This window comes from Herbiconiux aconitum (genome assembly GCF_024979235.1).
Classification (GTDB): domain Bacteria; phylum Actinomycetota; class Actinomycetes; order Actinomycetales; family Microbacteriaceae; genus Herbiconiux; species Herbiconiux aconitum.
Genome location: NZ_JANLCM010000001.1, coordinates 2,308,165 through 2,328,847, shown reverse-complemented (window position 1 = coordinate 2,328,847; position 20,683 = coordinate 2,308,165). Strand labels below are relative to the sequence as shown.

Here is a 20,683-nt window from a genome sequence, read left to right as displayed (position 1 = left end):
TGCCCGGCGCCGCGCGACATGTTCGCGTGCGGTCGCTGACGCGGCCGCGCGCTCACCCTGGGGCATCGAGTAGGGCCTGTTGCGGTCGCTCTCGGGGATGTGTTGCTCGGACAACTCCAAACGAGGGGGAAACCGCGCCCGTATGGGGATGCGGTGTGCGCCACGTTTGGAGTTCTCCGCCCCGCGCGATCGTAGGCCGCGGGCCGCGTTCGATGGCCCAGGGTGAGGGCCTCTAGCGCCTCACGAGAACGAGCACGTGTCCGCGGCGCAAGGTGAGGCGGAGCCACGGGCCAACGTGGAACACGCGCACCTCCTCGTCGTCGCGGCGCACGAAGCCCAGGCTCACAGCGCAGAAGGCGGCTCCGGCCGGGATGCGCGGATGCAGGTCGGGGAGCTCGTTCTCGGCGAGCTCCCGCCCCCAGACCTCGGAACGCACGCGGTGCACGAGTTGCTCGCCGGTGTCGGCCGGCACGGCGGCCGCGACTTCGGCGATGCCGGTGCGCGCGACGGTCTCGAGCAGCTTCGAGGGCAGGGTTCCGGCCGGCTGCCACCCTCCTCGCGGGGGGCTGATGCCGGCCCAGGCGATTCCGGTGTCGGGCGGCGGCAGAGGAACGTCGATCGGCCCCGACTCGGAGTTGCTGACCAGCGAGAGCTGGGCGAGGCGATCGAGGAGCGCACGGATGCTCACCACGACGTCGAAGGCATCCGGGCTCCCCAGAGCGAAGGTGCGGAGACCCAGCACCGTCGGCGTCGAATCGAGCAGCCCCTTGGGGGTCAGCACGGCGGTGTAGGCGGCGAGGACACCGAGACCGCCGATCAGGCGGACCGAGCCGTTCTCGACGCGCGCGGCGCGGCCGAGGAAGACCTTGAGGTCGCCGAGCGACGCGGCGTCGATGAGCGTGAAGAACTGGACCATCTCTGCTGTCTAAACTACTTCACAGTGAACGAGAACGACTTTCGTCACGACGCCGCGTCCTGAACTCTTCGGAGGAACCATGTCCGACGCCCTCTCCGGCTTCCTCACCACGCTCGATCTCGCCGACACCGGCGCGAGAACCGAAGAAGACATCTTCACCGGTCCGTCGCAGTCGATGCCGAACGGCCGTGTCTTCGGTGGCCAGGTGCTCGCCCAGTCGGTGATCGCCGCGGTGCGCACCGTCGAGCCCAGCCGCGTCGTGCATTCGCTGCACGGCTACTTCCTGAGGCCCGGCGATTCCGCCCTGCCGATCACCTTCGCGGTCGAGCGCATCCACGACGGCCGGTCGTTCTCGACCCGGCGCACCCAGGCCTACCAGAACGGTGTGCCGATCCTCTCGGCCATCTTCTCGTTCCAGACCGAGGATGCCGGCATCGAGCACCAGGTCGAGATGCCCACCGACCTGCCCGGGCCCGACGACCTGCCGAGTGCCGCCGAGGTGCTCTCGAAGATCGACCACCCGATCGCCCGCACCTGGGCTCGCGAGCGCGCCTTCGACATGCGGCACGTGCCCTCGCCGATCTACCTCTCGGTGGAGGGCGAGCACCTCGCGCATCAGGCCGTCTGGATCAAGGCGCTCGGCCGGCTGCCCGACGACCCGAACCTGCACCGCGCGGCGCTGGCCTACGCGAGCGACTACGCCATCCTGGAGCCCGTGATGCGCCGGCACGGCATCGCCTGGGGTCGTCCCGACCTCAAGATGGCGAGCCTCGACCATGCGATGTGGTGGCACCGCTTCGCCCGAGCCGACGAGTGGCTTCTCTACACGCAGACCTCGCCGAGCGCCGGTGGCGGACGCGGATTCGCGCTCGGCAGCATCTACGACCGCGGCGGGCGACTCATCGCATCCGTGGCTCAGGAGGGCATGCTCCGGATCGCGCAGGAGGGCTGATGCGCGTCAGGTGCGGCGGCGGAAGGTGAGCGGCTCGTCGAGGTAAGGCTCCCAGGCCTCGCGCTCGTGCGGCAGGATGCGCCGCGGCCGCTCGGTGTCGGCGTCGACCAGTACCAGCGTGGTGGAGGCTTTCACGTAGGTGACCTGAGGCGGCAACGCGAGTGGGCTCTTGATCTCGTAGTAGACGTCGAGGCTGGCGCCACCCAGGTGTCCGATCCAGAGTTCGACGTCGATCGGCTGCCGGATGTAGGGCATCGAGCGCACGTATTCGATCTCCTGGCGCGAGATGACGCTCTTCGTGCGCGTCGTGGGGCTGGCGTCGATGACCGCCGTCGTCCACGCCGCCTGCGTGGGGTCGGTCAGGTCGCCGTCGACCCAGAAGGCGAAGACACGCGCTTCTTCGAGGATCTTCAGCATCGAGGCGTTGTTGACGTGCCCGTAGGCGTCGAGGTCGCTCCAGCGCAGCTGGATCGGAACATGCAGTCGCATCGCTGATCGCTTCTAGTCGCGCGTGAGCTTCCGGTAGGCGGAGCGGTGCGGCTTCGCGGCGTCGGGGCCGAGGCGCTCGATCTTGTTCTCCTCGTAGGCCTCGAAGTTGCCTTCGAACCAATACCAGTTCGCCGGGTCGTCTTCGGTGCCCTCATAGGCCAGGATGTGCGTGGCGATGCGGTCGAGGAACCACCGGTCGTGAGTGATGACCACGGCGCAGCCGGGGAACTCGAGCAGCGCGTTCTCGAGGCTGCCGAGGGTCTCGACGTCGAGGTCGTTCGTGGGCTCATCGAGCAGCAAGAGGTTGCCGCCCTGCTTCAGCGTGAGCGCGAGGTTCAAGCGGTTGCGCTCACCACCGGAGAGCACACCCGCCCGCTTCTGCTGGTCGGGGCCCTTGAAGCCGAAGGTCGAGACGTAGGCGCGCGACGGGATCTCGGTCTTGCCGACCTGGATGTAGTCCTGACCGTCGGACACGACCTCCCACAGGGTCTTCTGCGGGTCGATTCCCCCACGGCTCTGGTCGACGTAGGAGATGTCGACCGTGTCGCCGATCTTCAGGTCTCCGCCGTCGAGCGGCTCGAGGCCCACGATGGTCTTGAAGAGCGTGGTCTTGCCGACGCCGTTCGGGCCGATGACGCCGACGATGCCGTTGCGCGGCAGGGTGAACGACAGGTCGTCGATCAGCACGCGCTCGCCGAAGGCCTTGTGCAGCTTCTTGGCGTCGATGACCTGGGAGCCGAGACGCGGCCCCACCGGGATCACGATCTCTTCGAAATCGAGTTTGCGGGTGCGCTCGGCCTCGGTGGCCATCTCCTCGTAGCGGGCGAGACGGGCCTTCGACTTCGCCTGGCGGCCCTTTGCGTTGCTGCGCACCCAGTCGAGCTCTTCGGACAGCCGCTTCGCGAGCTTCGCGTCCTTCTTGCCCTGCACCTCGAGGCGCTCGCGCTTCTTCTCGAGGTAGGTGGAGTAGTTGCCCTCGTAGGGGTAGAGGCGTCCGCGGTCGACTTCGGCGATCCATTCGGCCACGTGGTCGAGGAAGTACCGGTCGTGAGTCACGGCGAGCACGGCGCCGGGGTACTTCGACAGGTGCTGCTCGAGCCAGGCGACACTCTCGGCGTCGAGGTGGTTGGTGGGCTCGTCGAGCAGCAGCAGGTCGGGCTTCTGCAGGAGCAGCTTGCAGAGCGCGACGCGGCGCTTCTCACCACCGGAGAGGTTCGCGACCGGCGCGTCGCCCGGGGGCGTGCGCAGAGCGTCCATCGCCTGCTCGAGCTGCGAGTCCAGATCCCACGCGTCAGCGGCGTCGATCTCTTCCTGCAGCGTGCCCATCTCGGCGAGCAGCGTGTCGAAATCGGCATCGGGCTCGGCCATCTCGGCGCTGATCTCGTTGAAGCGGTCGATCTTGCCCTTGATGGGGCCGACGCCCTCCTGCACGTTCTCGAGCACGGTCTTCGACTCGTCGAGCTCGGGCTCCTGCATCAGGATGCCGACCGTGAATCCGGGCGTGAGCTTGGCCTCGCCGTTCGACGGGGTGTCGAGACCCGCCATGATCTTCAGGATGGTGGACTTTCCCGCGCCGTTGGGGCCGACCACACCGATCTTCGCCCCCGGGAGGAACGCCATCGTGACGTCGTCGAGGATCAGCTTGTCGCCCACCGCTTTGCGGGCGCGCACCATCGAGTAAATGTATTCGGCCATGCTTACCAGTCTATGGCGCGGGTCTGACCCACTAGGCACGCCCCGGTGCCGAGGGCGGGGGCGACGATGCTCTCGTACTGGCCCTGGCCGTACTGCCCGATCAGGCAGTCGTCGCCCCAGTGCACCGAGAACTGGATCGAGTCGGCCGCGACCCCGACCGTGGTCGTGTCGGCCGTGACCTGCATCGCCGCGATGTCGAATCCGTTGGTGCGCAGGTTGCTCGTGAATTCGACACCACCGGCGGCCGGGTTGCTCGCAATGAGCGCCCGGTTGACCGAGTCGAAAAATGCCTGGTTGTCGGCCGCCGAGCCGCCGGGGTTCAGAGTGCTGGCCACCGGGGTGGGAGTCGCCGTCGCGCTCGACGAGGCACTCGTGGTCGGGGCCGTTGAGGTCGACGGAGCGGATGGCCCGGCGGTGCACGCGGCGAGCAGCAGCGACAACCCCACCGGGATCACGGCGAGCACCGCACCGCGGCGGTGCAGGCCGCGTCGATTCGATCGGCTGCCGAGTGCGGTTGCGCCTCGTTTCGTGTGCATCGCTCGCAGTGTCCTCTCGATCGCGGTGCCCCGTGGAACGGCCCGTGGGCCGTCCATGAGTTTATGCGGTCGCCGGGCGATCCGGCTGTGAGCCCCCACCCTCTGGGCTCCCCCGGTCAAAATGGCACGAGCAGGCTCCCGGATGCGGCACCTTCTCCGTCTTCTGACGACAGGGCATCCGAATCATCCACCGACCCGCCGTCGGCGCCGTCTGCCGTGGGCCCGCCTTCTCCCGTCGACCCACCGGAGTCGCCGGCATCCGGTGCCCCTCCAGACAGAGGCGGAGGCGCCCAGCCCGCTTGAGCGAGCCCGGGCGCGCTCGACGATTCTGGCGGCACGAACCCCCCGCCCGACGACTCGGTCTGCTCACCCGGCGAACCGGAGAAGATCGTCTTCGTGTACGCCGAGGTTCCCCAGCTGAGGTCGTGCCCCGCTGCCTCGGCCTCCAGTTCGATCGTGGTGCCGGACTTGTCGCCGTTCTCCCAGGCGCGGACACGCAGCCGCCCGGTGACCACGACGTGCTGGCCCCGCTCGATCGAACTGGCGACGTTGAGCGCGAGCTGGCGGAACGTGGTCACGGTGTACCAGTTCGTCTCGGCGTCGACCCAGCGTTTCTGCTCGCGGTCGAAGCGGCGCTGACCCGAGGCCAACCGGAAGCTCGTGATGTCGAGCCCCGAGTTCGTGGTGATGTGCCGAGGCGACGTGGCGACGACTCCGGTGAGGGTCAAGTGGTCGGGCATCCTGTGCTCCTTGTGATCGTGGTCTGTGGTCGTTGTGACCACCCGATTCTGCGCAGGGAGCGACGACGAAGAACGGCCGAGGCCCGTATCTGTGCACGGGGCCTCGGCCGTTGGAAAATGTGGTGGAGAGGTCAGGCGGCCTTGATGTAGCTCGCGTAGGCCTTGCGCACCTTCGAGACTTTCGGCACCGCGACGGCCATGCAGTAGCCCTGACCCGGGTTCTTCGCGAAGAAGTCCTGGTGGTATTCCTCGGCCCGGTAGAACTCCCCGAGCGGCTCGAGCGTCGTGACGATACCGCCGTCCCACAGCTCCCCGGCGCGCACGAGCGATGCCTCGAACAGGGCCTTCTGCTCCTCGCCCTGGTAGAACATCGCCGATCGGTACTGCGTGCCCACGTCGTTGCCTTGACGGTTCAATTGCCGCGGGTCGTGCAGGGTGAAGAAGACATCGAGGATGATGTCGGCCGGGATGACCGACGGGTCGAAACGCACCTCGACCGCTTCGGCATGTCCGGTGCTGCCGGTGCACACCAGTTCGTAACTGGGATTCGGGACGGTGCCGCCGGTGTATCCCGAGACGACGTCGTCGACACCCTCGAGGGTGCGGTAGACCGCGTCGAGGCACCAGAAGCAGCCTCCTGCGAGAACGAAGGTTTCCATGCCCCGATTCTACGACCGCCCGGAAACGCGATGTCGGTGGCTGGATCTACCGTCGGATCATGACCACCACGACCCCGATCTTGCATCGCCCGGAGCTCCGCCGCGTCCGCGACGGGTACTGGCGCGTGACCGCCCCGTCGGGCATCCTCCTCGGCTACGTCGAGGAGTTCGAGTCGGAGGGGCTGCCGCGCTACCGCGCCACCCGGCTCCATCCGCCCCTGCGGCTGGTGGCCATCGGCGAGTTCGCTGAGCGGGAGGAGGCCGCCGAATGCCTGCGTTGACAAGAGCTGCGGTGACAAGAACTGCGTTGACTGGAGTTGCGATGACACGAGCCGTGATGACGATCGTGACACCAGTTCCGGCGACACCGGCTCGTCGCAACAGCCATCCGAATACTGCGGGGTAGTGTGCGCCTCATGGAATGGTGGAATGCATTCGTCCGGTGGCTCACTTCACCCACCGGAGAGTTCGTGGTCTCCGACATCGTCTTGCCCGCGGTGGCGATCATCGTGGCGGGTCTGCTCGCCGCGTGGATCGCGCACAGCTCGGTCAAGCGCCTCCTCGCCAAGCACGATCGTGAGCTGAAGATCTCGGCCATCGCGTCGCTCATCGACGCCGCCGAACAGGCCTCGGTATGGAATTCGCTCACGCCGCAGGAGCAGATCCTCTCCGACCGGGCGACCGGTCAGGCCGACATCCAGGTGCGCCTGCTGCCGATCAAGGGAGCGGATGTCGCGGCGAACTGGGCCGCCCATGCCCTCGCCGAGATGAAGCGCGAGTCGGCGACCTTCGGCTACCAGGTCGAGCCGGCCGTCTTCGAGTTCCGTGACCGCCTGATCGAGTGGCAGCAGCGTCCGGGCCGCGCGAAGCGGGTCTTCCAGAGCGACCTTGAGCGTTGGGCCACCGAAGACGCGTCCACCGAGCGCGAACTGCTCGCGCAACAGGATGCTTGGGTAGCGCAGCAACACCACTCCCAGTACGCCGGCACCGAGGCTCTGAGTGCCCCCGGAGCACTCAGCACTCCGACGGCATCGAGCACTCCCGCCGCCTCAAGCGCCCCCGCCACACCGATCGCCGAACCCGTGAGTTACGGATCGGGCACCTCGAGCTACGCATCGGGCGCCGCAACCGCGGTCATCGCCCCGGCCGCTCCCCTGCCACCCACGCACGAGCCACGCCCCACGGTGCAGCAGGTGGCTTCGGGCAACGGCACGCGCGGCGTCGCTCCCGGAGCACCGTCGCCGCTGGCCGACCTGGAGTTCACGGTCGACCCCGCAGATGCACGCGCCTCGGGCGAGATCCCGCCGCCGGTGCACGCGTTCCCGCCGCGCGCATCCGAGTAGCGCGACCGAGTAATCCGACCGAGTAGGCACTGGGAGCTACAGGGACGCCCGCCGCGTCGTAGTACGCTTTCGGGGTCGCCCCTGTAGCTCAGTGGATAGAGCACCGGCCTTCTAATCCGTTTGTCGCTGGTTCGAATCCAGCCAGGGGCACGCCTCCCCAGCCCCGAGCACTATGCGCTCCGCTGATAGCTGCGGAACGCCCGCGTCGCCAGCCACGCCATCACCACGGCCAGTGCGGCCAGCAGCCCGAGGTGGAGCCAGATGGAGGCCCAGTCCGGCGCTTCCGACAGTGCCGACCGGCCGACGATCACAGCCCACTCGAACGGGTTGTAGCGCGCGACATCCTGTACCCACTGCGGCGACAGCGCGGTGTTCATGATCGCCGAGCTGAGGAACATCAGCGGAAACGAGATCAACTGCGAGATGCCGATCAGCGCCGTCTGCTGGCGGGCGAGCAGCGCGATCGCGTTCGAGAAAGCGGCGAAAACCGCCGTGAGCAGCACGACGGCGACGAGCAGCACCACCACTCCCAGAACGCCGCCGGAGAAGCGTGCCCCCGCCAACCATGCGATCAGCAGCACCAGCAGTGACTGCACCACCGCGAGGATGCCCTGGTAGACGATCGTCGACACGATCAGCGCGCCGCGGCTGGTGGGCGAGGTAAGGAACCTGTCCATCACGCCCCGATCCATGTCTTGGATGTAGACGGTGCCCGCCCAGGCGCTGCCGAACAGCGCCATCATCATCACGATGCCCGGCGTCAGGAACTCGAGGTACGTGCCGGCGGCGCCGAATCCGGGAATCTCGATGACCGATTTGAACAGCTGCCCGAAAAGCAGCAACCAGATGACGGGCTGGATGAGGTTCATCACGAGGAACGCCGGCATGCGCCAGAAGGCGCGCAACTGGCGACCGGTGAGGAACGCGGTGTGGCTGAGGAAGGTCATCACAGCTCCTCTCCCTGCGCGCGGGCGAAGGTGCGCCCGGTGTGGTTGAGGTAGACGTCGTCGAGGCTCGGCCGGGCGACGGTGGCCGAGGCGACCCGGATGCCCGCGTCATCGAGCAGCGCCAGCGCGAGCGGCAAGGCGGTCGCCCCCGCGTCTGCGCGAGCACGCAGCACGTGCCCGGCCGCCGCCACCTCGCGCAGCAGGTCGAGGCGAGCGATCGCGGCCAACGCGACGCCCGCATCCGATTCGGCCCCGAGTTCGATCACCACTGTGTCGCCACGCAATTCGTTCTTCAGTTCTTCTGGAGTTCCGGATGCGACGACCCGGCCGTGATCGACGATCGCCAGTCGCGAGGCCAGCCGGTCGGCCTCCTCGAGGTAGTGCGTGGTGAGCAGCACGGTCATCCGTTCCTCCACCGACATCCGTTCGATCTCGGCCCACATCTCGGCCCGCGCCTCCGGATCGAGACCGGTGGTCGGCTCGTCGAGAAAGAGCACGGCCGGGCGGTTCATCAGGCCGATCGCCACGTCGAGCTTGCGCGCCATCCCGCCCGAGTAGGTTTTGACGAGTCGGTCGCCCGCCTCCTCCAGCGAAAAGCGCTGCAGCAGCTCGTAGGCGCGGGCCTTCGCGTCGCCCCCTGTCATGCCCTGGAGCCGCCCGGCCAGCACGAGGTTCTCCCGCCCGGTGTCCATGGGGTCGGAAACCTGCTTCTGGGCCACGAACCCGATCGCGTGCCGCACCCGGTCGGGTCGGGCGGCGACGTCGATTCCGGCGACGAACGCGCGACCGGAATCGGCCCGGGACAGTGTCGACAAGATCTTGACGGTCGTCGACTTGCCCGCTCCGTTGGGGCCGAGCAGGCCGAAGACGGTGCCCTCGGATGCCTCGAAGCTGAGGCCGTCGAGAGCCGTGACAGTGTGTCTGCCCCGCCCGCCCGGATATGTCTTGGTGAGCGCGGAGGCCTCGAGGGCCGGCGCGCCAGTGGTGTTCGCCATGGTGTTCTCCTTCGGTTGAGGAGTCGTCTGTCGGGCCCCGGTCCGCGGAATCGCGGGTCGGGCGGAGACCCTGTGCACATGAGTACGATGGCGAAGAGCCTCGAGGCAGCTGTTGACGCAGGTCCGGAAACGGACGACTCGGGTTCAGGCGGTTCGGATGTTGGCGCATCCGGACCGCCGTTTCATGGTGGGCGTAGCCCTACTCGTGTGTGCCGGTGGCCGCCTCCTTCGGAAGATGGGGCGCGAGGAGCTGTTGCACCTCGTGGGCCGGCCGGCCCTGCGCGAGCAACTCGTGCATGCGGGCCCACACGTCTTGACCGCCGACTTCGCCCCTGTCGAGGCGGTCGGCGAAGGCGGCGATGTAATCGCGTTCGGCGCGCAGCAGCGCGAGCTTGTAGTCGAACTCCGCGGTGAAGATCTCGGGCAGACCCGCGAACTCCGGCCCCGAGGCCACCGCCTCGCGGCGCTCGAGCTCGGAGGTGAGGAGTTGGGCGCGCGTACGGAGCAGCCCGGCGACCTCGCGCGGCGGCAGGATCGCCATGAGCGACAACCCCGCCTCGATCGCCGGATACTCCTTCGCCGGCGTCTCGAGGAGGTCGCGGAGCCACTCGGTGGTCTCCCGCCTACCCTCCGCCGTGATCTCGTAGACGGTGCGCTCAGGGCGGTTGCCCTCGCGTTCGAAGCGGGACTCCTCGATGAAGCCGTGCTTCTCGAGCGACTTCATGACCGCGTAGAGCGAGCCGAAGTTCAGGCGGATGCTGTCTTCTTTACCGCGCTCACGCAGGGTGGTGGTGATCTCGTACGGGTACATCGGGCGCTCCCACAGGCACGACAGCACGGCCAGTGCGAGCGGATTGGCAATGGCTCGACGCGACATACTCACCTCCAAATACTTTGTTCAGAGTATTTGGTATCGAAATATATCGCAAGAGCCGGATGCGACGTCCTACTGGCTCACCAGCGCGACGATTGCGACGACCGCCGAGATTGCGGCGATGAGCAGCGAGATGCCGATCAGCACGGCGTGCACGATGAGGAAGGTCGTAGGCTTGCCGGCGTCGTCGCGAGCGCGTTCGTCGCGGTTGACCCGCTTGAAGAACTGCGGCCAGACGATCGCGTTCCAGGCGGCGTTGACGAAGAGGAGGATGGCGAGTGTTGTGATCATCGGCGCCATTCTACGAGCGCCCGCGGTGTCCGAGGCCGCCGCTAGACTCGGCTCATGAGCTCTTCCTCAGACCGTCTCGTCTGGATCGACTGCGAGATGACAGGGTTGGACCTCGAGGTCGACGAGCTGGTCGAGGTGGCGGTGGTCATCACCGACTTCGACCTCGCACTGGTCGACCCGGGCTTCAGCATCGTCATCAAACCCGACGACTCCGCACTGGCGAACATGAACGATTTCGTCACGAAGATGCATGAGACGAGTGGTCTCTCCGAGGAGATTCCGAATGGGGTGAGTCTCGCGGATGCTGAATACCAGGTGCTCGAATACATCCTGAAGTTCGTGCCCACTCCCCAGCAGGCCCCGCTCGCGGGCAACACGATCGGCACCGACCGCTCGTTCATCTCGAAGTTCATGCCGCGGGTCGACGGCCACCTGCACTACCGCAGCATCGACGTCTCCTCCATCAAGGAGCTCGCCCGTCGCTGGTTCCCCCGGGTCTACTTCAACGCCCCGGAGAAGGCCGGCGGCCACCGAGCCCTCGCCGACATCCTGGAGTCGATCCGCGAGCTCGAGTACTACCGCAAAGCGGTGTTCATCGCCGAGCCCGGGCCCACCTCAACCGAGCTCAAGACCCTCTCGGCCGACGTGGTGCGCGAATTCGGCTCGCGGATGTAATAGAATCTTCTATCGTTGCCACGCAATCGCGATTGCGAGGTGAACATGGTGGATATAGCTCAGTTGGTAGAGCGCTGGCTTGTGGTGCCGGATGTCGCGGGTTCGAGTCCCGTTATTCACCCCAGATGTGCTAGTTGCACAGCGTGATGGCCCGGGTTCTCCCGGGCCATCGTCGTCTCACAGCACGAATCACGCACGACAGGATGCTCATGGTCGAGATGGATGCGGAAGCCTTCGAGCAACTCGTCGGCGACGAACTCGACCGTCTGCCCGACGACATGATGGACGGCCTCGACAACGTGATGTTCGTGGTGGAGGACCGCCCGGAGGACGGCTCGCTCGATCTCCTCGGCCTCTACGACGGCGTCGCCCTCACCGAACGGGGGCAATACGGCTTCGGCGAGATGCCCGACCGCATCACCGTCTTCCGGGAGCCGCTGCTGGCGATCTGCGCCGACGTCGACGAACTCCGCGACCAGGTGCACGTCACCCTGGTGCACGAGATCGCGCACTATTACGGCATCGACGACGAGAAGCTGCACGAGCTCGGCTGGGGGTAGCGCGGGTCAGCACGCCGCAGACGGCTAGGACGAGCGGCGCCCACGGCTTGACGGCAGATGCTCAGCAACTCGCAACCGAGTCGATACCCGGGAGGGTATGGTCGCCCCCGTAGCCTGGAGTCATGGCAACGACGGTCGGGCGCAAGGCGGTGAGAGCCGTCATCGTGCTCGTCGGCGTCTTCGTCATCCTCGGGCTCGGACTGTACGGCCCCGCGACACTCGTCGGCCCCCTTCCGTCGGCGAGCGCCTCGGTCGACGAGACCACGGGCGGCGCCGCCACCACGGCCAGCCCCACCATGCCGGCCACCGGGGCGAGTGCGATCGTGGCCGACGTGGCGACACCCGTGATCGCCTCGGCCGGACTCACCGAGGCCGTGCCGATGGGCGGATCGGCCAAGATCATCACCGCACTCGTGGTGCTGGCCGCGAAGCCTTTGGCCGCCGGCAGCGAAGGGCCGACGATCGCGGTATCGAAGGCCGACGCCGACGGCTATCAGAAATACATCGCCGAGAGCGCCCGCACCGTCGCGGTCGCCCAGGGCGAGAACTGGACACAGCGCGAGATGATGGAGGCGATGCTGCTCGGCTCGAGCAACAACCACGCCGACACCCTCGCCCGTTGGGCCTACGGATCGATCGACGCCTATCTCGAGGCCGCCCAGGCCTGGCTCACCGCCCGAGGCCTCACGGGCATCACGGTGGTCGATGCCACGGGGCTCGACGAGAACGACATCGGCACCGCCTCCGACCTCGCCCGGGTGAGCGCCTTCGCGTTCTCCGAGGCGTCGATCTCGGAGATCATGGCATCCGACGCCGACGACATCACGCTGCCGGGCAACCGCCGGGTCGACAACCTCGCGGCCTACCAGCCCGAACTCGGCTACACGGGCGTCTCGCGCAGCTACACCGATCAGGCCGGCATCTGCTACCTGTTCGCGCTGGCGGTGCCGGTCGCCGGTTCGTCAAGCGGCGCATCCGGAACCGATGCCGCCACAGCCACGCTCTACGGGGCGTTCATCCGGGAACCCGATTGGGACACGCTCGACGCCGACCTCGAAGCCCTCGCCGGTTCGGCTGCGGGCACCATCACGCAGACCGACGTGGTGACCGAGGGGCAAGCCTTCGTGACATACACCACCCCCTGGGGCGAGACGGCGCGAGGCGTGGCCACGGCCACGGAATCACGGATGCTCTGGGACGCCTCGGGGCTGCAGTACCGCGTCGACGCGAAACCGATCACCACGGGAGCGAAGGGCGAGCAGGTCGGCAGCGTCACCGTCACGACCCCCGACGGCGACATCACCGTGCTGCTCGAACTCGACCAGCGCCTCCGCGACCCGGGGCCGCTCTGGCGCCTGACCAATCCGGTGCCCGTGATCTCGGCGTTCATCGACTCGCGCACGAAGGGCTGACGTCAGGTCGGCACGACCATCGTGGCGAGTTCGCGCGGATTCTCGCGGCGCACGAACGCCCGCCACTGCGCATCCCAGCGGTCCCACTCCCGCAGGTAGCTCTCGCCGTCGCGCGCGATCGCTCTCGCCTTGCGCGTCTCGTCATCGGTCTCGACCCAGATGGCGAGGTCGGCCAGGGCCCTGTTCGATCTCGTGAGAGCGCCGCAGCCCTCGACGATCAGCGGATGCGACGGGTCGACATCGTGCCATTCGGCCGGTTCTCCGGCGGTCCAGTCGTATCGCTGCCAGCGCGCGGGCAGGCCTGCGCGCAGCGGCTCGAGGAGGTGCCGGTTCACCTGCTCGCCCGCGGCATCCAGGCCGTCCCACCCGGGGTAGACGTCATCGAGATGCACGAGGGTCGGACGGTCGGCGCCGACCCAGTGGTCGCGCATCCGGAGCGCCAGCAGAGTCTTGCCCGAGCCGCTCGGGCCGTCGATCAGGATCACGGTCATGTGACCGCCCCGCTCATGTCAGCCCCGCTCATCCGATGATGAAGTTGAACGAGCCGGTCGCGACCGCGACGGCGATGGCCACCGCGCCGATCGCGGCCCCGACGAGCACGAGGAGCCACTCGCGCCCGCCGAACGACGACTCACGGGCCCAGGTGCGCACGGTCGCTCCGCCGAACCCGCGCGCCTCCATGGCGGTGGCGAGTTTACTGCCCCGACGGATCGAGATGACCAGCAGGGCGAAGGCCTGACTGGCGAAGCGCCGCAGCCGGCCGGAGTCGCCGAGACCACGGGCCCGCCGGGCGAGTTCGAGCTGGCGCCAGTCCTGCAAGAAGAGTGCGATGAGGCGCAGGCCCGCCAACGCGCCGAGCACGAATCGGCTCGGCAGGTGCCAGACCTGAGCCAGGCCGTCGGCGAGGTCGGTGGGGTCGATGGTGGCGAAGAGAACGACGGCGGGGAGCCCGATGGCGAGGATGCGGAGCACCGTCGCCACGGCCAGCGAGATCGAGCCGTCGCTGATCTCCATGAGCAGGAACTGCCAGTAGACCTGCCCGGAGGTGACGCCGTAGAGGAGCGTTGTGAGGCCGGCGAGCGGCGCTGCGATCCAGATCGCGAACGTGCGACGGAAGAAGGCGCGCGGGCCGAGACCCGCCCACACGAAGAGCACGCTCTCCAGCGCGAGCGCCACAGCCGCCGAGACCCAGTCGATGGTGACCAGCAGGATGGCGCTGAGCACGAGCGAGGCGGCGAGCTTCGCGACGGGGTTGATCGAATGGATGCGCCGGGTACCTCGGGGCGGGGCGAGAACGGTCATGAGCGGGTCGCCTCGGCTGAGGTCGCGCGGTGCCGCGTGCCCACGACGATCTCCTGATCGGCCAGGGCTTCGACGAAGGCGCGGTCGTGGGTCACCGCCACGACGGCGGTTCCGCGATCGAGCTGCTCGGCGAGCAGGCGAACGAGTTCGGCCCAGGTGCGGGAGTCCTGCCCGAAGGTCGGTTCGTCGAGCACGAGGACGCGCGGCCGGGCCACCAGGGCCGAGGCGACCGAGAGCCGCCGCTTCTCCCCACCGGAAAGGGTGAAGGGATTGGCGTTCAGCAGCCGGTCGAGCCTCAGTCGGCTCGCCACCTCGGCGACGCGCGCGGAGATCTCGTCGGGCACGAGCTTCAGCGTCGCGAGTGAGATCTCCAGTTCGGCGCGCACGCTGCCGGTGACGAATTGGTGTTCGGGATCTTGGAAAACCATCCCGATGCGCGTGAGCAGGTCGCGAGAGCGCCAGGCGATCGGCGAGGTGGACGGCGCATGCATGCCGCGCCGGGTATGTGTTCCGTCGGCGAGTGCGGCGGATGCTTCGAGCACACCTCCGGCGGGCGGGATGAGGCCGGCCACCGTGAGTGCGAGAGTCGTCTTGCCTGCTCCGTTCGGGCCGGTAATGGCGGTGGCTTCCCCGGCGCGGAGTTCGAGGTCGATCCCCTGAGCCACCGTGACACCGGCGACCCGTGCCACGTCGAGTCCGCGCGCCGTCAGCAGGACGGGCTTGCGGGCATCCGATCCCCCGCCGACCGCAGTGGGGCGCACGGCCGATGCCGCACCGTGCTCAGCCGCATGCTCGGATCGGGATGGCCGGCGCACGCGCGCCGGGCGGGCTGGTCGACCCGCGAGCGGATCGCGACCCGGCACCCAGACGCCATCGCGGGCGAGCTCGTCGCCGCGCTGTCCCAGCACGGTCGCGGGGTCGCCGTCGGCGAGCACTCCCCCGCCGGGCGCCAGCACCACCACCCGGTCCACCACGTCGAGCCAGATGTCGACGCGATGCTCGATCACCACGAAGGTGGCTGCCGACCGGCGCACCAGGTCGGCGACCGCATCCCGCACCTCCACCACGCCGTCGGGGTCGAGGTTCGCCGTCGGCTCGTCCAGCAGGATCACCCCCGGCTGCATCGCCACGACGCCGGCAAGCGCCACGCGCTGCTTCTGGCCCCCGGAGAGTTCCGAGGTCGAGCGGTCGAGCGGCAGGTCGAGTCCGACCGCGCCGAGCGCTCGGTCGACCCGCTGCCAGATCTCGGGGCGGGGCACGCCGAGGTTCTCGCATCCGAAGGCCACGTCGTCGCCCACGCGGGCGAGCACGATCTGTGAATCGGGGTCTTGCGCCACCAGGCCCACTCGACCGCGGGTGTGGCGCGGGTCGTGGCCGGCGACCTCGAGGGTGCCCTCTTCTTCGCCTTCGTCGGCGCCGCCCAGCACACCCGCGAAGGCTTGGATCAGCGTCGACTTACCGGCCCCGGATGCGCCGAGCAGCAGCACACGCTCGCCCGGCTCGATCACGAGGTCGAGTCCCCGAACCGCCCACGAGGAGCGCCCTGCATGCCGCCAGCCCCAGCCCGCGGCCCGAAAGCCTGCGGGAAGGGGCTGCACCGGTGTCGCCGGTTCGTGGCTCCGCGGCATCCGCTACGCCCTCGCCGTCACCTCACGCCCGGAGGCGAAGCGGTTGAGCGCGCCGGTTCGGGCGAGAGCCCGCACCACCACCCAGGAGAGCAGACCCGCGATCACGGCGCCGCCGATGACCGCGCAGACGACGTAGATCGTCTTGAAGTCCATGCCGTTTCCGGCATACCAGAGGATCGAGTCGTTGATGCCCATGGCGAGTCCCGCTCCGGCGCCGGCGAGGATGGCGACGTAGACGCGGTAGTTCGCGTAGAGGAAGATCGCGAACACGATCTCGGCGCCGAGCCCCTGCACGATGCCCGACACGAGGGTGAGCACGCCCCACTGGGTGCCCACGAGAGCCGAGACCACGGCCGCCACGAGTTCGGTGAAGACAGCGGCACCGGGTTTGCGGATGATGAGCCCGCCGAGCACACCCGCGAACAGCCAGAAGCCGTACACGAGCGACTGCGCGCCGGGGAGGAGCGCTTCGAGGGGAGCGCTGACAGGGGTGTAGGTGAGGTTCCAGACCCAGAAGATGAGTCCGGAGGCGACGCCGATGACGCTGGCGACGACGATGTCGACGACCCGCCAGCGGTAGCTGACGCGGGTGCGCCGTGCGGCTTGAGCTGTGGTGGTGTGCACTTTTCGTGCCCTTTCATTCAGTGGAAGGGGCACGGGCGGGCACGTCGTAGGTGCTGTCCGCTTTCGCGGACGGCCACCACGCCGAAACCCAGAGATGCCTCCCTGCGCTGGCATGATCCAGATCAGGTTCGACGGTCGAAGGTTGAGAACCTTCCTCTCAGCCCGGCTCACCGGACTCCCGTGTGCCCCCAGTATAGGCCCGCCCCGCCTCGCGCGACTCGTCCCAAACGGGGCAGAATTCGCCGAACGTGCCCAGTTAGGGACGAGTCGCCCGCCCCCGGGAGAGTGGAGCTGTGGATAACTCAGGATGGAGGGGGCGGGCACAGGAGGATGGGTGGGTGCCTCGCAAAGATCCGCTTCCCGAGCCTCTTCGGCGGTCACCGTTCGCGCTGGCGCAGGCGCTCGACCTCGGCGTGGGAACCGACCGGCTACGCGGCGACGATCTGGCACGTCCGTTCCGCGGAGTGCGCGTCGCACGAGGCGGCCCGCTGTCCCTCGTTCAGCATTGCCATGCTTACGCACGGCGGATGCGCGACATCGAGTTCTTCTCGCACCTCACCGCTGCGGAGCTGTGGGGCGTGCCGCTGCCGACCGAGTGGCGTGACGGTGCCGACATCCACGTCTCCACTGTCGGCCAACGACGTGCGGCTAAGGCTCGCGGCGTCATCGGGCATCAGATCTCCGACGAGCTCCTCGTGGTTGCGACGCGGTACGGGCTGCCCCTCTCCGACCCGTCCACAACGTGGTGTCACTTGGCGAGTTCCCTGTCGGACGACGATCTCGTAGCGGCCGGTGATCATCTCGTCCTCACCCCGGCGCGACAGGTGCCTCGCGACCCTCGCCCGTACTGCACGGTCCAGGAACTGGCAGAACGAGTCGCCGCATTCCGGGGGCGCGGCAGTGTGCGCGCCCGGCGAGTTGTCGCGCAGGTGCGCGACGGTGCCGAATCACGCCGGGAGACCCTGGTGCGATTGCGCCTGCTCGCCGCGGGCTTACCCGAACCCGAGATCGGCATCAACGTGTTCGACGCATCCGGAACCTGGATCGCCCGCGTCGACATGATCTACCCCGCGTGGAAGGTGATCGTCGAGTACGACGGCGACCAGCACAGAACCAGCACACGTCAGTATGAACGCGACATCCGTCGCCTCGACGACCTGCACGAGGCGGGCAATCGTGTCGTGCGCATCCGCAACTCCACCCTTGCCCTCGCGCCCACCCTCGTGCGTCACGCCCTCCGCGCCGCTGGCGCACCTGTGTGACTCGTCCCTAACTGGCCCAAGACGCGTGAAACTGCCCACTTAGGGACGAGTGGGAGGGGACGAGCGGTGGGTTACTTCTTGAGGGCCCGGATGACTCGGGCCAGGGACCAACCCGCGGTGACGATGACGGGGATGGAGACCGCGAGGAGGGAGATGAGGTTGGGCTGGAACTTGGCCTCGCCCGCCGTGGTGACGTAGGCACCGATGGGGATCGACACGCCGCCGCCCCCGAAACCCTCGCCGTTGGCATCGCCCGCGCCGAGCTTGTCCGACGACGCGACGGTGGCTCCCGGGGAGGATGCGGTGCCGTTGCCGCCACCGAAACCCGACCAGACGAGGGCCACGGGCACGATGGTCGCTCCGTCGATCGTGACCGGATCGCCGTAGGCAGCTCCGACTCCGATGGTGCGGGTCGCGTCGGTGAGAGTCTCCACAAGGTTCGCCATGGATCAACGGTACCGCGATCGTCGTCGCCGGGATAGGCCCCGAGATCCAGTCCGCACCCCATGGGCCGGATGGCGATTCCGGGTAGCGTGGGCTCAGACCCCGACAGGAGAACACATGCAATCGTGGCCAGGATCGGCCTACCCCCTCGGCGCCACCTACGACGGGAGCGGCACCAACTTCGCCCTCTTCAGCGAGGCCGCCGAGAAAGTGGAGCTCTGCCTCTTCGACGAAGACGGCACCGAGACCCGCATCGAACTCGCCGAGGTGGATGCCTACGTCTGGCACGCCTATCTCCCCCAGGTGCAGCCGGGTCAGCGGTACGGCTACCGCGTGCACGGCGCCTACGACCCGGAGAAGGGGTGGCGCGCCAACCCCAACAAGCTCCTCCTCGACCCGTACGCCAAGGCGACGAGCGGCGAGATCGATTGGGACCAGTCGCTCTTCTCCTACACCTTCGGCGACCCGGATTCCCAGAACGACCAGGATTCCGCCGGTCACATGACCTACGGCGTGGTGATCAACCCGTTCTTCGACTGGTCGGGTGACCGCAAGCTGCGCATCCCCTACAACGAGAGCGTCATCTACGAGGCCCACGTGAAGGGGCTGACCGAGCTGCACCCCGCCGTGCCCGAGGAGCAGCGGGGCACGTATGCCGGTGTCGCGCATCCGGCCGTCATCGCCCACCTGAACAAGCTCGGCGTCACGGCCATCGAGCTGATGCCCGTTCACCAGTTCGTGAACGACAGCGTGTTGATCGACAAGGGCTTGAACAACTACTGGGGTTACAACACGATCGGCTTCTTCGCCCCGCACAACTCCTACTCCGCCACGGGAGACCGCGGCCAGCAGGTGCAGGAGTTCAAGGGCATGGTGAAGGCCCTGCACGCGGCCGGGATCGAAGTGATCCTCGACGTGGTCTACAACCACACCGCCGAGGGCAATCACCTAGGGCCGACCCTGTCGTTCCGCGGAATCGACAATGCCGCCTACTACCGCCTGGTGGAAGACGACCTGCGGTACTACATGGACTACACCGGCACCGGCAACACCCTGAACGTGCGGCACCCGCATTCGCTGCAGCTCATCATGGACTCGCTGCGTTACTGGGTGACCGAGATGCACGTCGACGGCTTCCGCTTCGACCTCGCGTCAGCACTCGCCCGCGAGTTCTACGACGTCGACCGGCTCTCGACCTTCTTCGAGCTCGTGCAGCAAGACCCGGTGGTGTCTCAGGTGAAGCTGATCGCCGAGCCGTGGGATGTCGGGCCCGGCGGCTACCAGGTGGGCAACTTCCCGCCGCAGTGGACAGAGTGGAACGGCAAGTACCGCGACACCGTGCGCGACTTCTGGCGCGGCGAACCCAGCACCCTGGGCGAATTCGCGAACCGTTTCACCGGCTCGGCCGACCTCTACGAGCACTCGGGCCGGCGACCGGTCGCCAGCATCAACTTCGTCACTGCGCACGACGGATTCACCCTGCGCGACCTCGTCTCCTACAACGAGAAGCACAACGACGCCAACGGTGAAGACAACAACGACGGCGAATCGCACAACCGCTCCTGGAACAGTGGAGCCGAAGGGCCGACCGACGACGCGAAGGTGCTGGGCCTGCGCGCCCGCCAGCAGCGCAACTTCATCGCGACCCTCCTCCTCAGTCAGGGCGTTCCGATGCTGCTGCACGGCGACGAGCTCGGCCGAACGCAGCAGGGCAACAACAACACCTACGCGCAGGACTCCGAGCTGACCTGGATCCACTGGGACTCCGAGGACCAGCCGCTGATCGAGTTCACCGCGGCGGTCGCCCGGCTGCGGAAGGAGCATCCGACCTTCCGTCGCAGCCGCTTCTTCGACGGCCGGCCGGTCAAGCGCGGAAAGGGCGAACCGCTGCCCGACATCGTCTGGCTCGACTCCGACGCGAGCGAGATGCAGCCCGAGGACTGGGACTCGAGTCTCTCGCGATCCGTCGGTGTCTTCCTCAACGGCCAGGGCATCCGCGCGCGCGATCTGCGCGGCAACCCGCTCTCCGACGTGCACTTCCTGATCTACTTCAACGCCCACGACGAGGAGCAGGAGTTCACGCTCCCCAGCGCCGAGTATTCGGATTGCTGGGACGTCGTGATCGACACCGCGGGCGAGGCCGCCGACTCGCAGGTCTTCACAGCCTCCGCTCCGATGACCGTCGAGGCGCGCTCGATGGTAGTGCTGCGCGTGCATCAGGAACCGGAGACCGAGCCCGACCACTCGGTGGCGGCTTCGCTCACGGCGCAGGCCGACTCCTCGGGCCAGATCGCTCCCCCGATCCCGTTCGTCGCCTGAGCAGTAACCGGCAGAAGCAG

The 20,683-nt window shown here is 67.8% G+C and carries 23 protein-coding genes, 2 tRNA genes and 1 riboswitch; of the genes, 10 read left to right on the top strand and 15 right to left on the bottom strand.

Going from position 1 to position 20,683, the window contains the following annotated elements; all coding sequences use genetic code 11:
• Window positions 1–232: 232 nt before the first annotated feature.
• Window positions 233–916, bottom strand: a complete 684-nt coding sequence (locus tag N1027_RS11060) for a DUF8185 domain-containing protein (protein ID WP_259507708.1) — start codon at window positions 914–916, stop codon at window positions 233–235.
• A 79-nt stretch (window positions 917–995) separates the two neighbouring features.
• On the opposite strand from N1027_RS11060, the gene N1027_RS11055 reads away from it, so the two are divergent.
• A complete protein-coding gene (locus tag N1027_RS11055; protein ID WP_259507706.1) occupies window positions 996–1,868 on the top strand; it encodes an acyl-CoA thioesterase in 873 nt (290 codons plus the stop codon).
• Between the two features lie 6 nt (window positions 1,869–1,874).
• Here N1027_RS11055 and N1027_RS11050 read toward each other — a convergent pair whose 3' ends face one another.
• The 5 genes from N1027_RS11050 to msrA form a co-directional block, all read right to left on the bottom strand.
• Entirely contained in the window at window positions 1,875–2,357 is a 483-nt protein-coding gene (locus N1027_RS11050; protein ID WP_259507704.1) for an acyl-CoA thioesterase, read from the bottom strand.
• A gap of 12 nt (window positions 2,358–2,369) precedes the next feature.
• Entirely contained in the window at window positions 2,370–4,052 is a 1,683-nt protein-coding gene (ettA, locus tag N1027_RS11045; RefSeq protein ID WP_259507702.1) for an energy-dependent translational throttle protein EttA, read from the bottom strand.
• Window positions 4,053–4,054: 2 nt separating this feature from the next.
• Window positions 4,055–4,588, bottom strand: coding sequence for a DUF6993 domain-containing protein (locus N1027_RS11040; protein WP_259507701.1), 534 nt, complete (start codon window positions 4,586–4,588; stop codon window positions 4,055–4,057).
• Between the two features lie 116 nt (window positions 4,589–4,704).
• Window positions 4,705–5,328, bottom strand: coding sequence for a single-stranded DNA-binding protein (locus tag N1027_RS11035; protein WP_259507699.1), 624 nt, complete (start codon window positions 5,326–5,328; stop codon window positions 4,705–4,707).
• A gap of 131 nt (window positions 5,329–5,459) precedes the next feature.
• On the bottom strand, window positions 5,460–5,987 hold the full coding sequence (gene msrA / locus N1027_RS11030) for a peptide-methionine (S)-S-oxide reductase MsrA (RefSeq protein ID WP_259507697.1): 528 nt from the start codon (window positions 5,985–5,987) through the stop codon (window positions 5,460–5,462).
• Window positions 5,988–6,046: 59 nt separating this feature from the next.
• Here msrA and N1027_RS11025 point away from each other — a divergent pair, with 59 nt between their 5' ends.
• The 3 genes from N1027_RS11025 to N1027_RS11015 all read left to right on the top strand — a co-directional run bounded on the left by N1027_RS11025 (window position 6,047) and on the right by N1027_RS11015 (window position 7,480).
• Window positions 6,047–6,268: a hypothetical protein gene (locus N1027_RS11025; RefSeq protein WP_259507695.1), complete on the top strand. Its 222-nt coding sequence runs from the start codon at window positions 6,047–6,049 to the stop codon at window positions 6,266–6,268.
• Between the two features lie 135 nt (window positions 6,269–6,403).
• On the top strand, window positions 6,404–7,330 hold the full coding sequence (locus tag N1027_RS11020) for a hypothetical protein (protein ID WP_259507693.1): 927 nt from the start codon (window positions 6,404–6,406) through the stop codon (window positions 7,328–7,330).
• A 77-nt stretch (window positions 7,331–7,407) separates the two neighbouring features.
• Window positions 7,408–7,480, top strand: a tRNA-Arg gene (locus N1027_RS11015).
• A gap of 20 nt (window positions 7,481–7,500) precedes the next feature.
• Here N1027_RS11015 and N1027_RS11010 read toward each other — a convergent pair.
• From N1027_RS11010 to N1027_RS10995, 4 genes are all read right to left on the bottom strand, one after another.
• Window positions 7,501–8,277: an ABC transporter permease gene (locus N1027_RS11010; protein WP_259507691.1), complete on the bottom strand. Its 777-nt coding sequence runs from the start codon at window positions 8,275–8,277 to the stop codon at window positions 7,501–7,503.
• Window positions 8,277–9,272, bottom strand: coding sequence for an ATP-binding cassette domain-containing protein (locus tag N1027_RS11005; RefSeq protein ID WP_259507689.1), 996 nt, complete (start codon window positions 9,270–9,272; stop codon window positions 8,277–8,279). The genes N1027_RS11010 and N1027_RS11005 overlap by 1 nt, the downstream gene beginning before the upstream one ends.
• 199 nt (window positions 9,273–9,471) lie before the next feature.
• Window positions 9,472–10,149 carry a PadR family transcriptional regulator gene (locus N1027_RS11000; RefSeq protein WP_259507687.1) on the bottom strand — a complete coding sequence of 226 codons (678 nt, stop codon included), beginning with the start codon at window positions 10,147–10,149 and terminating at the stop codon, window positions 9,472–9,474.
• A 69-nt stretch (window positions 10,150–10,218) separates the two neighbouring features.
• The gene (locus N1027_RS10995; RefSeq protein ID WP_259507686.1) at window positions 10,219–10,437 is read right to left on the bottom strand and encodes an SCO4848 family membrane protein; all 219 of its coding nucleotides are present in this window, start codon (window positions 10,435–10,437) and stop codon (window positions 10,219–10,221) included.
• 54 nt (window positions 10,438–10,491) lie between these two features.
• Between N1027_RS10995 and orn the strand changes: the two genes are divergently transcribed.
• The 4 genes from orn (at window position 10,492) to N1027_RS10975 (ending at window position 13,084) form a co-directional block, all read left to right on the top strand.
• Complete coding sequence (orn, locus tag N1027_RS10990) at window positions 10,492–11,112, top strand: oligoribonuclease (RefSeq protein ID WP_259507684.1); 621 nt, start codon at window positions 10,492–10,494, stop codon at window positions 11,110–11,112.
• 48 nt (window positions 11,113–11,160) lie between these two features.
• Window positions 11,161–11,236 (top strand) — tRNA-His (locus N1027_RS10985).
• 85 nt (window positions 11,237–11,321) lie between these two features.
• The gene (locus N1027_RS10980; protein ID WP_259507681.1) at window positions 11,322–11,672 is read left to right on the top strand and encodes a metallopeptidase family protein; all 351 of its coding nucleotides are present in this window, start codon (window positions 11,322–11,324) and stop codon (window positions 11,670–11,672) included.
• A gap of 122 nt (window positions 11,673–11,794) precedes the next feature.
• Window positions 11,795–13,084 carry a D-alanyl-D-alanine carboxypeptidase family protein gene (locus tag N1027_RS10975; RefSeq protein ID WP_259507680.1) on the top strand — a complete coding sequence of 430 codons (1,290 nt, stop codon included), beginning with the start codon at window positions 11,795–11,797 and terminating at the stop codon, window positions 13,082–13,084.
• 2 nt (window positions 13,085–13,086) lie between these two features.
• On the opposite strand, the gene N1027_RS10970 is transcribed toward N1027_RS10975, so the two are convergent.
• From N1027_RS10970 to N1027_RS10955, 4 genes are read right to left on the bottom strand one after another with little or no spacing between them, the layout of a single operon-like run.
• On the bottom strand, window positions 13,087–13,575 hold the full coding sequence (locus N1027_RS10970) for a nucleoside/nucleotide kinase family protein (RefSeq protein ID WP_259507678.1): 489 nt from the start codon (window positions 13,573–13,575) through the stop codon (window positions 13,087–13,089).
• Between the two features lie 28 nt (window positions 13,576–13,603).
• Window positions 13,604–14,386, bottom strand: a complete 783-nt coding sequence (locus N1027_RS10965; protein ID WP_259507676.1) for an energy-coupling factor transporter transmembrane component T family protein — start codon at window positions 14,384–14,386, stop codon at window positions 13,604–13,606.
• Window positions 14,383–16,014 (bottom strand): ABC transporter ATP-binding protein, encoded by a 1,632-nt coding sequence (locus N1027_RS10960; RefSeq protein WP_259507674.1) that lies wholly within the window; start codon window positions 16,012–16,014, stop codon window positions 14,383–14,385. The genes N1027_RS10965 and N1027_RS10960 overlap by 4 nt, the downstream gene beginning before the upstream one ends.
• 3 nt (window positions 16,015–16,017) lie before the next feature.
• Entirely contained in the window at window positions 16,018–16,638 is a 621-nt protein-coding gene (locus tag N1027_RS10955; RefSeq protein WP_259507672.1) for an ECF transporter S component, read from the bottom strand.
• A gap of 81 nt (window positions 16,639–16,719) precedes the next feature.
• Window positions 16,720–16,830: riboswitch (TPP riboswitch) on the bottom strand.
• 146 nt (window positions 16,831–16,976) lie between these two features.
• On the opposite strand from N1027_RS10955, the gene N1027_RS20135 reads away from it, so the two are divergent.
• The gene (locus tag N1027_RS20135) at window positions 16,977–17,900 is read left to right on the top strand and encodes a DUF559 domain-containing protein (RefSeq protein WP_259507670.1); all 924 of its coding nucleotides are present in this window, start codon (window positions 16,977–16,979) and stop codon (window positions 17,898–17,900) included.
• A gap of 71 nt (window positions 17,901–17,971) precedes the next feature.
• Here the strand turns inward: N1027_RS20135 and N1027_RS10945 are convergent, their stop codons facing one another.
• Entirely contained in the window at window positions 17,972–18,346 is a 375-nt protein-coding gene (locus N1027_RS10945; protein WP_259507669.1) for a hypothetical protein, read from the bottom strand.
• 115 nt (window positions 18,347–18,461) lie between these two features.
• Between N1027_RS10945 and glgX the strand changes: the two genes are divergently transcribed.
• Window positions 18,462–20,663 carry a glycogen debranching protein GlgX gene (gene glgX / locus N1027_RS10940; protein ID WP_259507667.1) on the top strand — a complete coding sequence of 734 codons (2,202 nt, stop codon included), beginning with the start codon at window positions 18,462–18,464 and terminating at the stop codon, window positions 20,661–20,663.
• The last annotated feature ends 20 nt before the right edge of the window (window positions 20,664–20,683 follow it).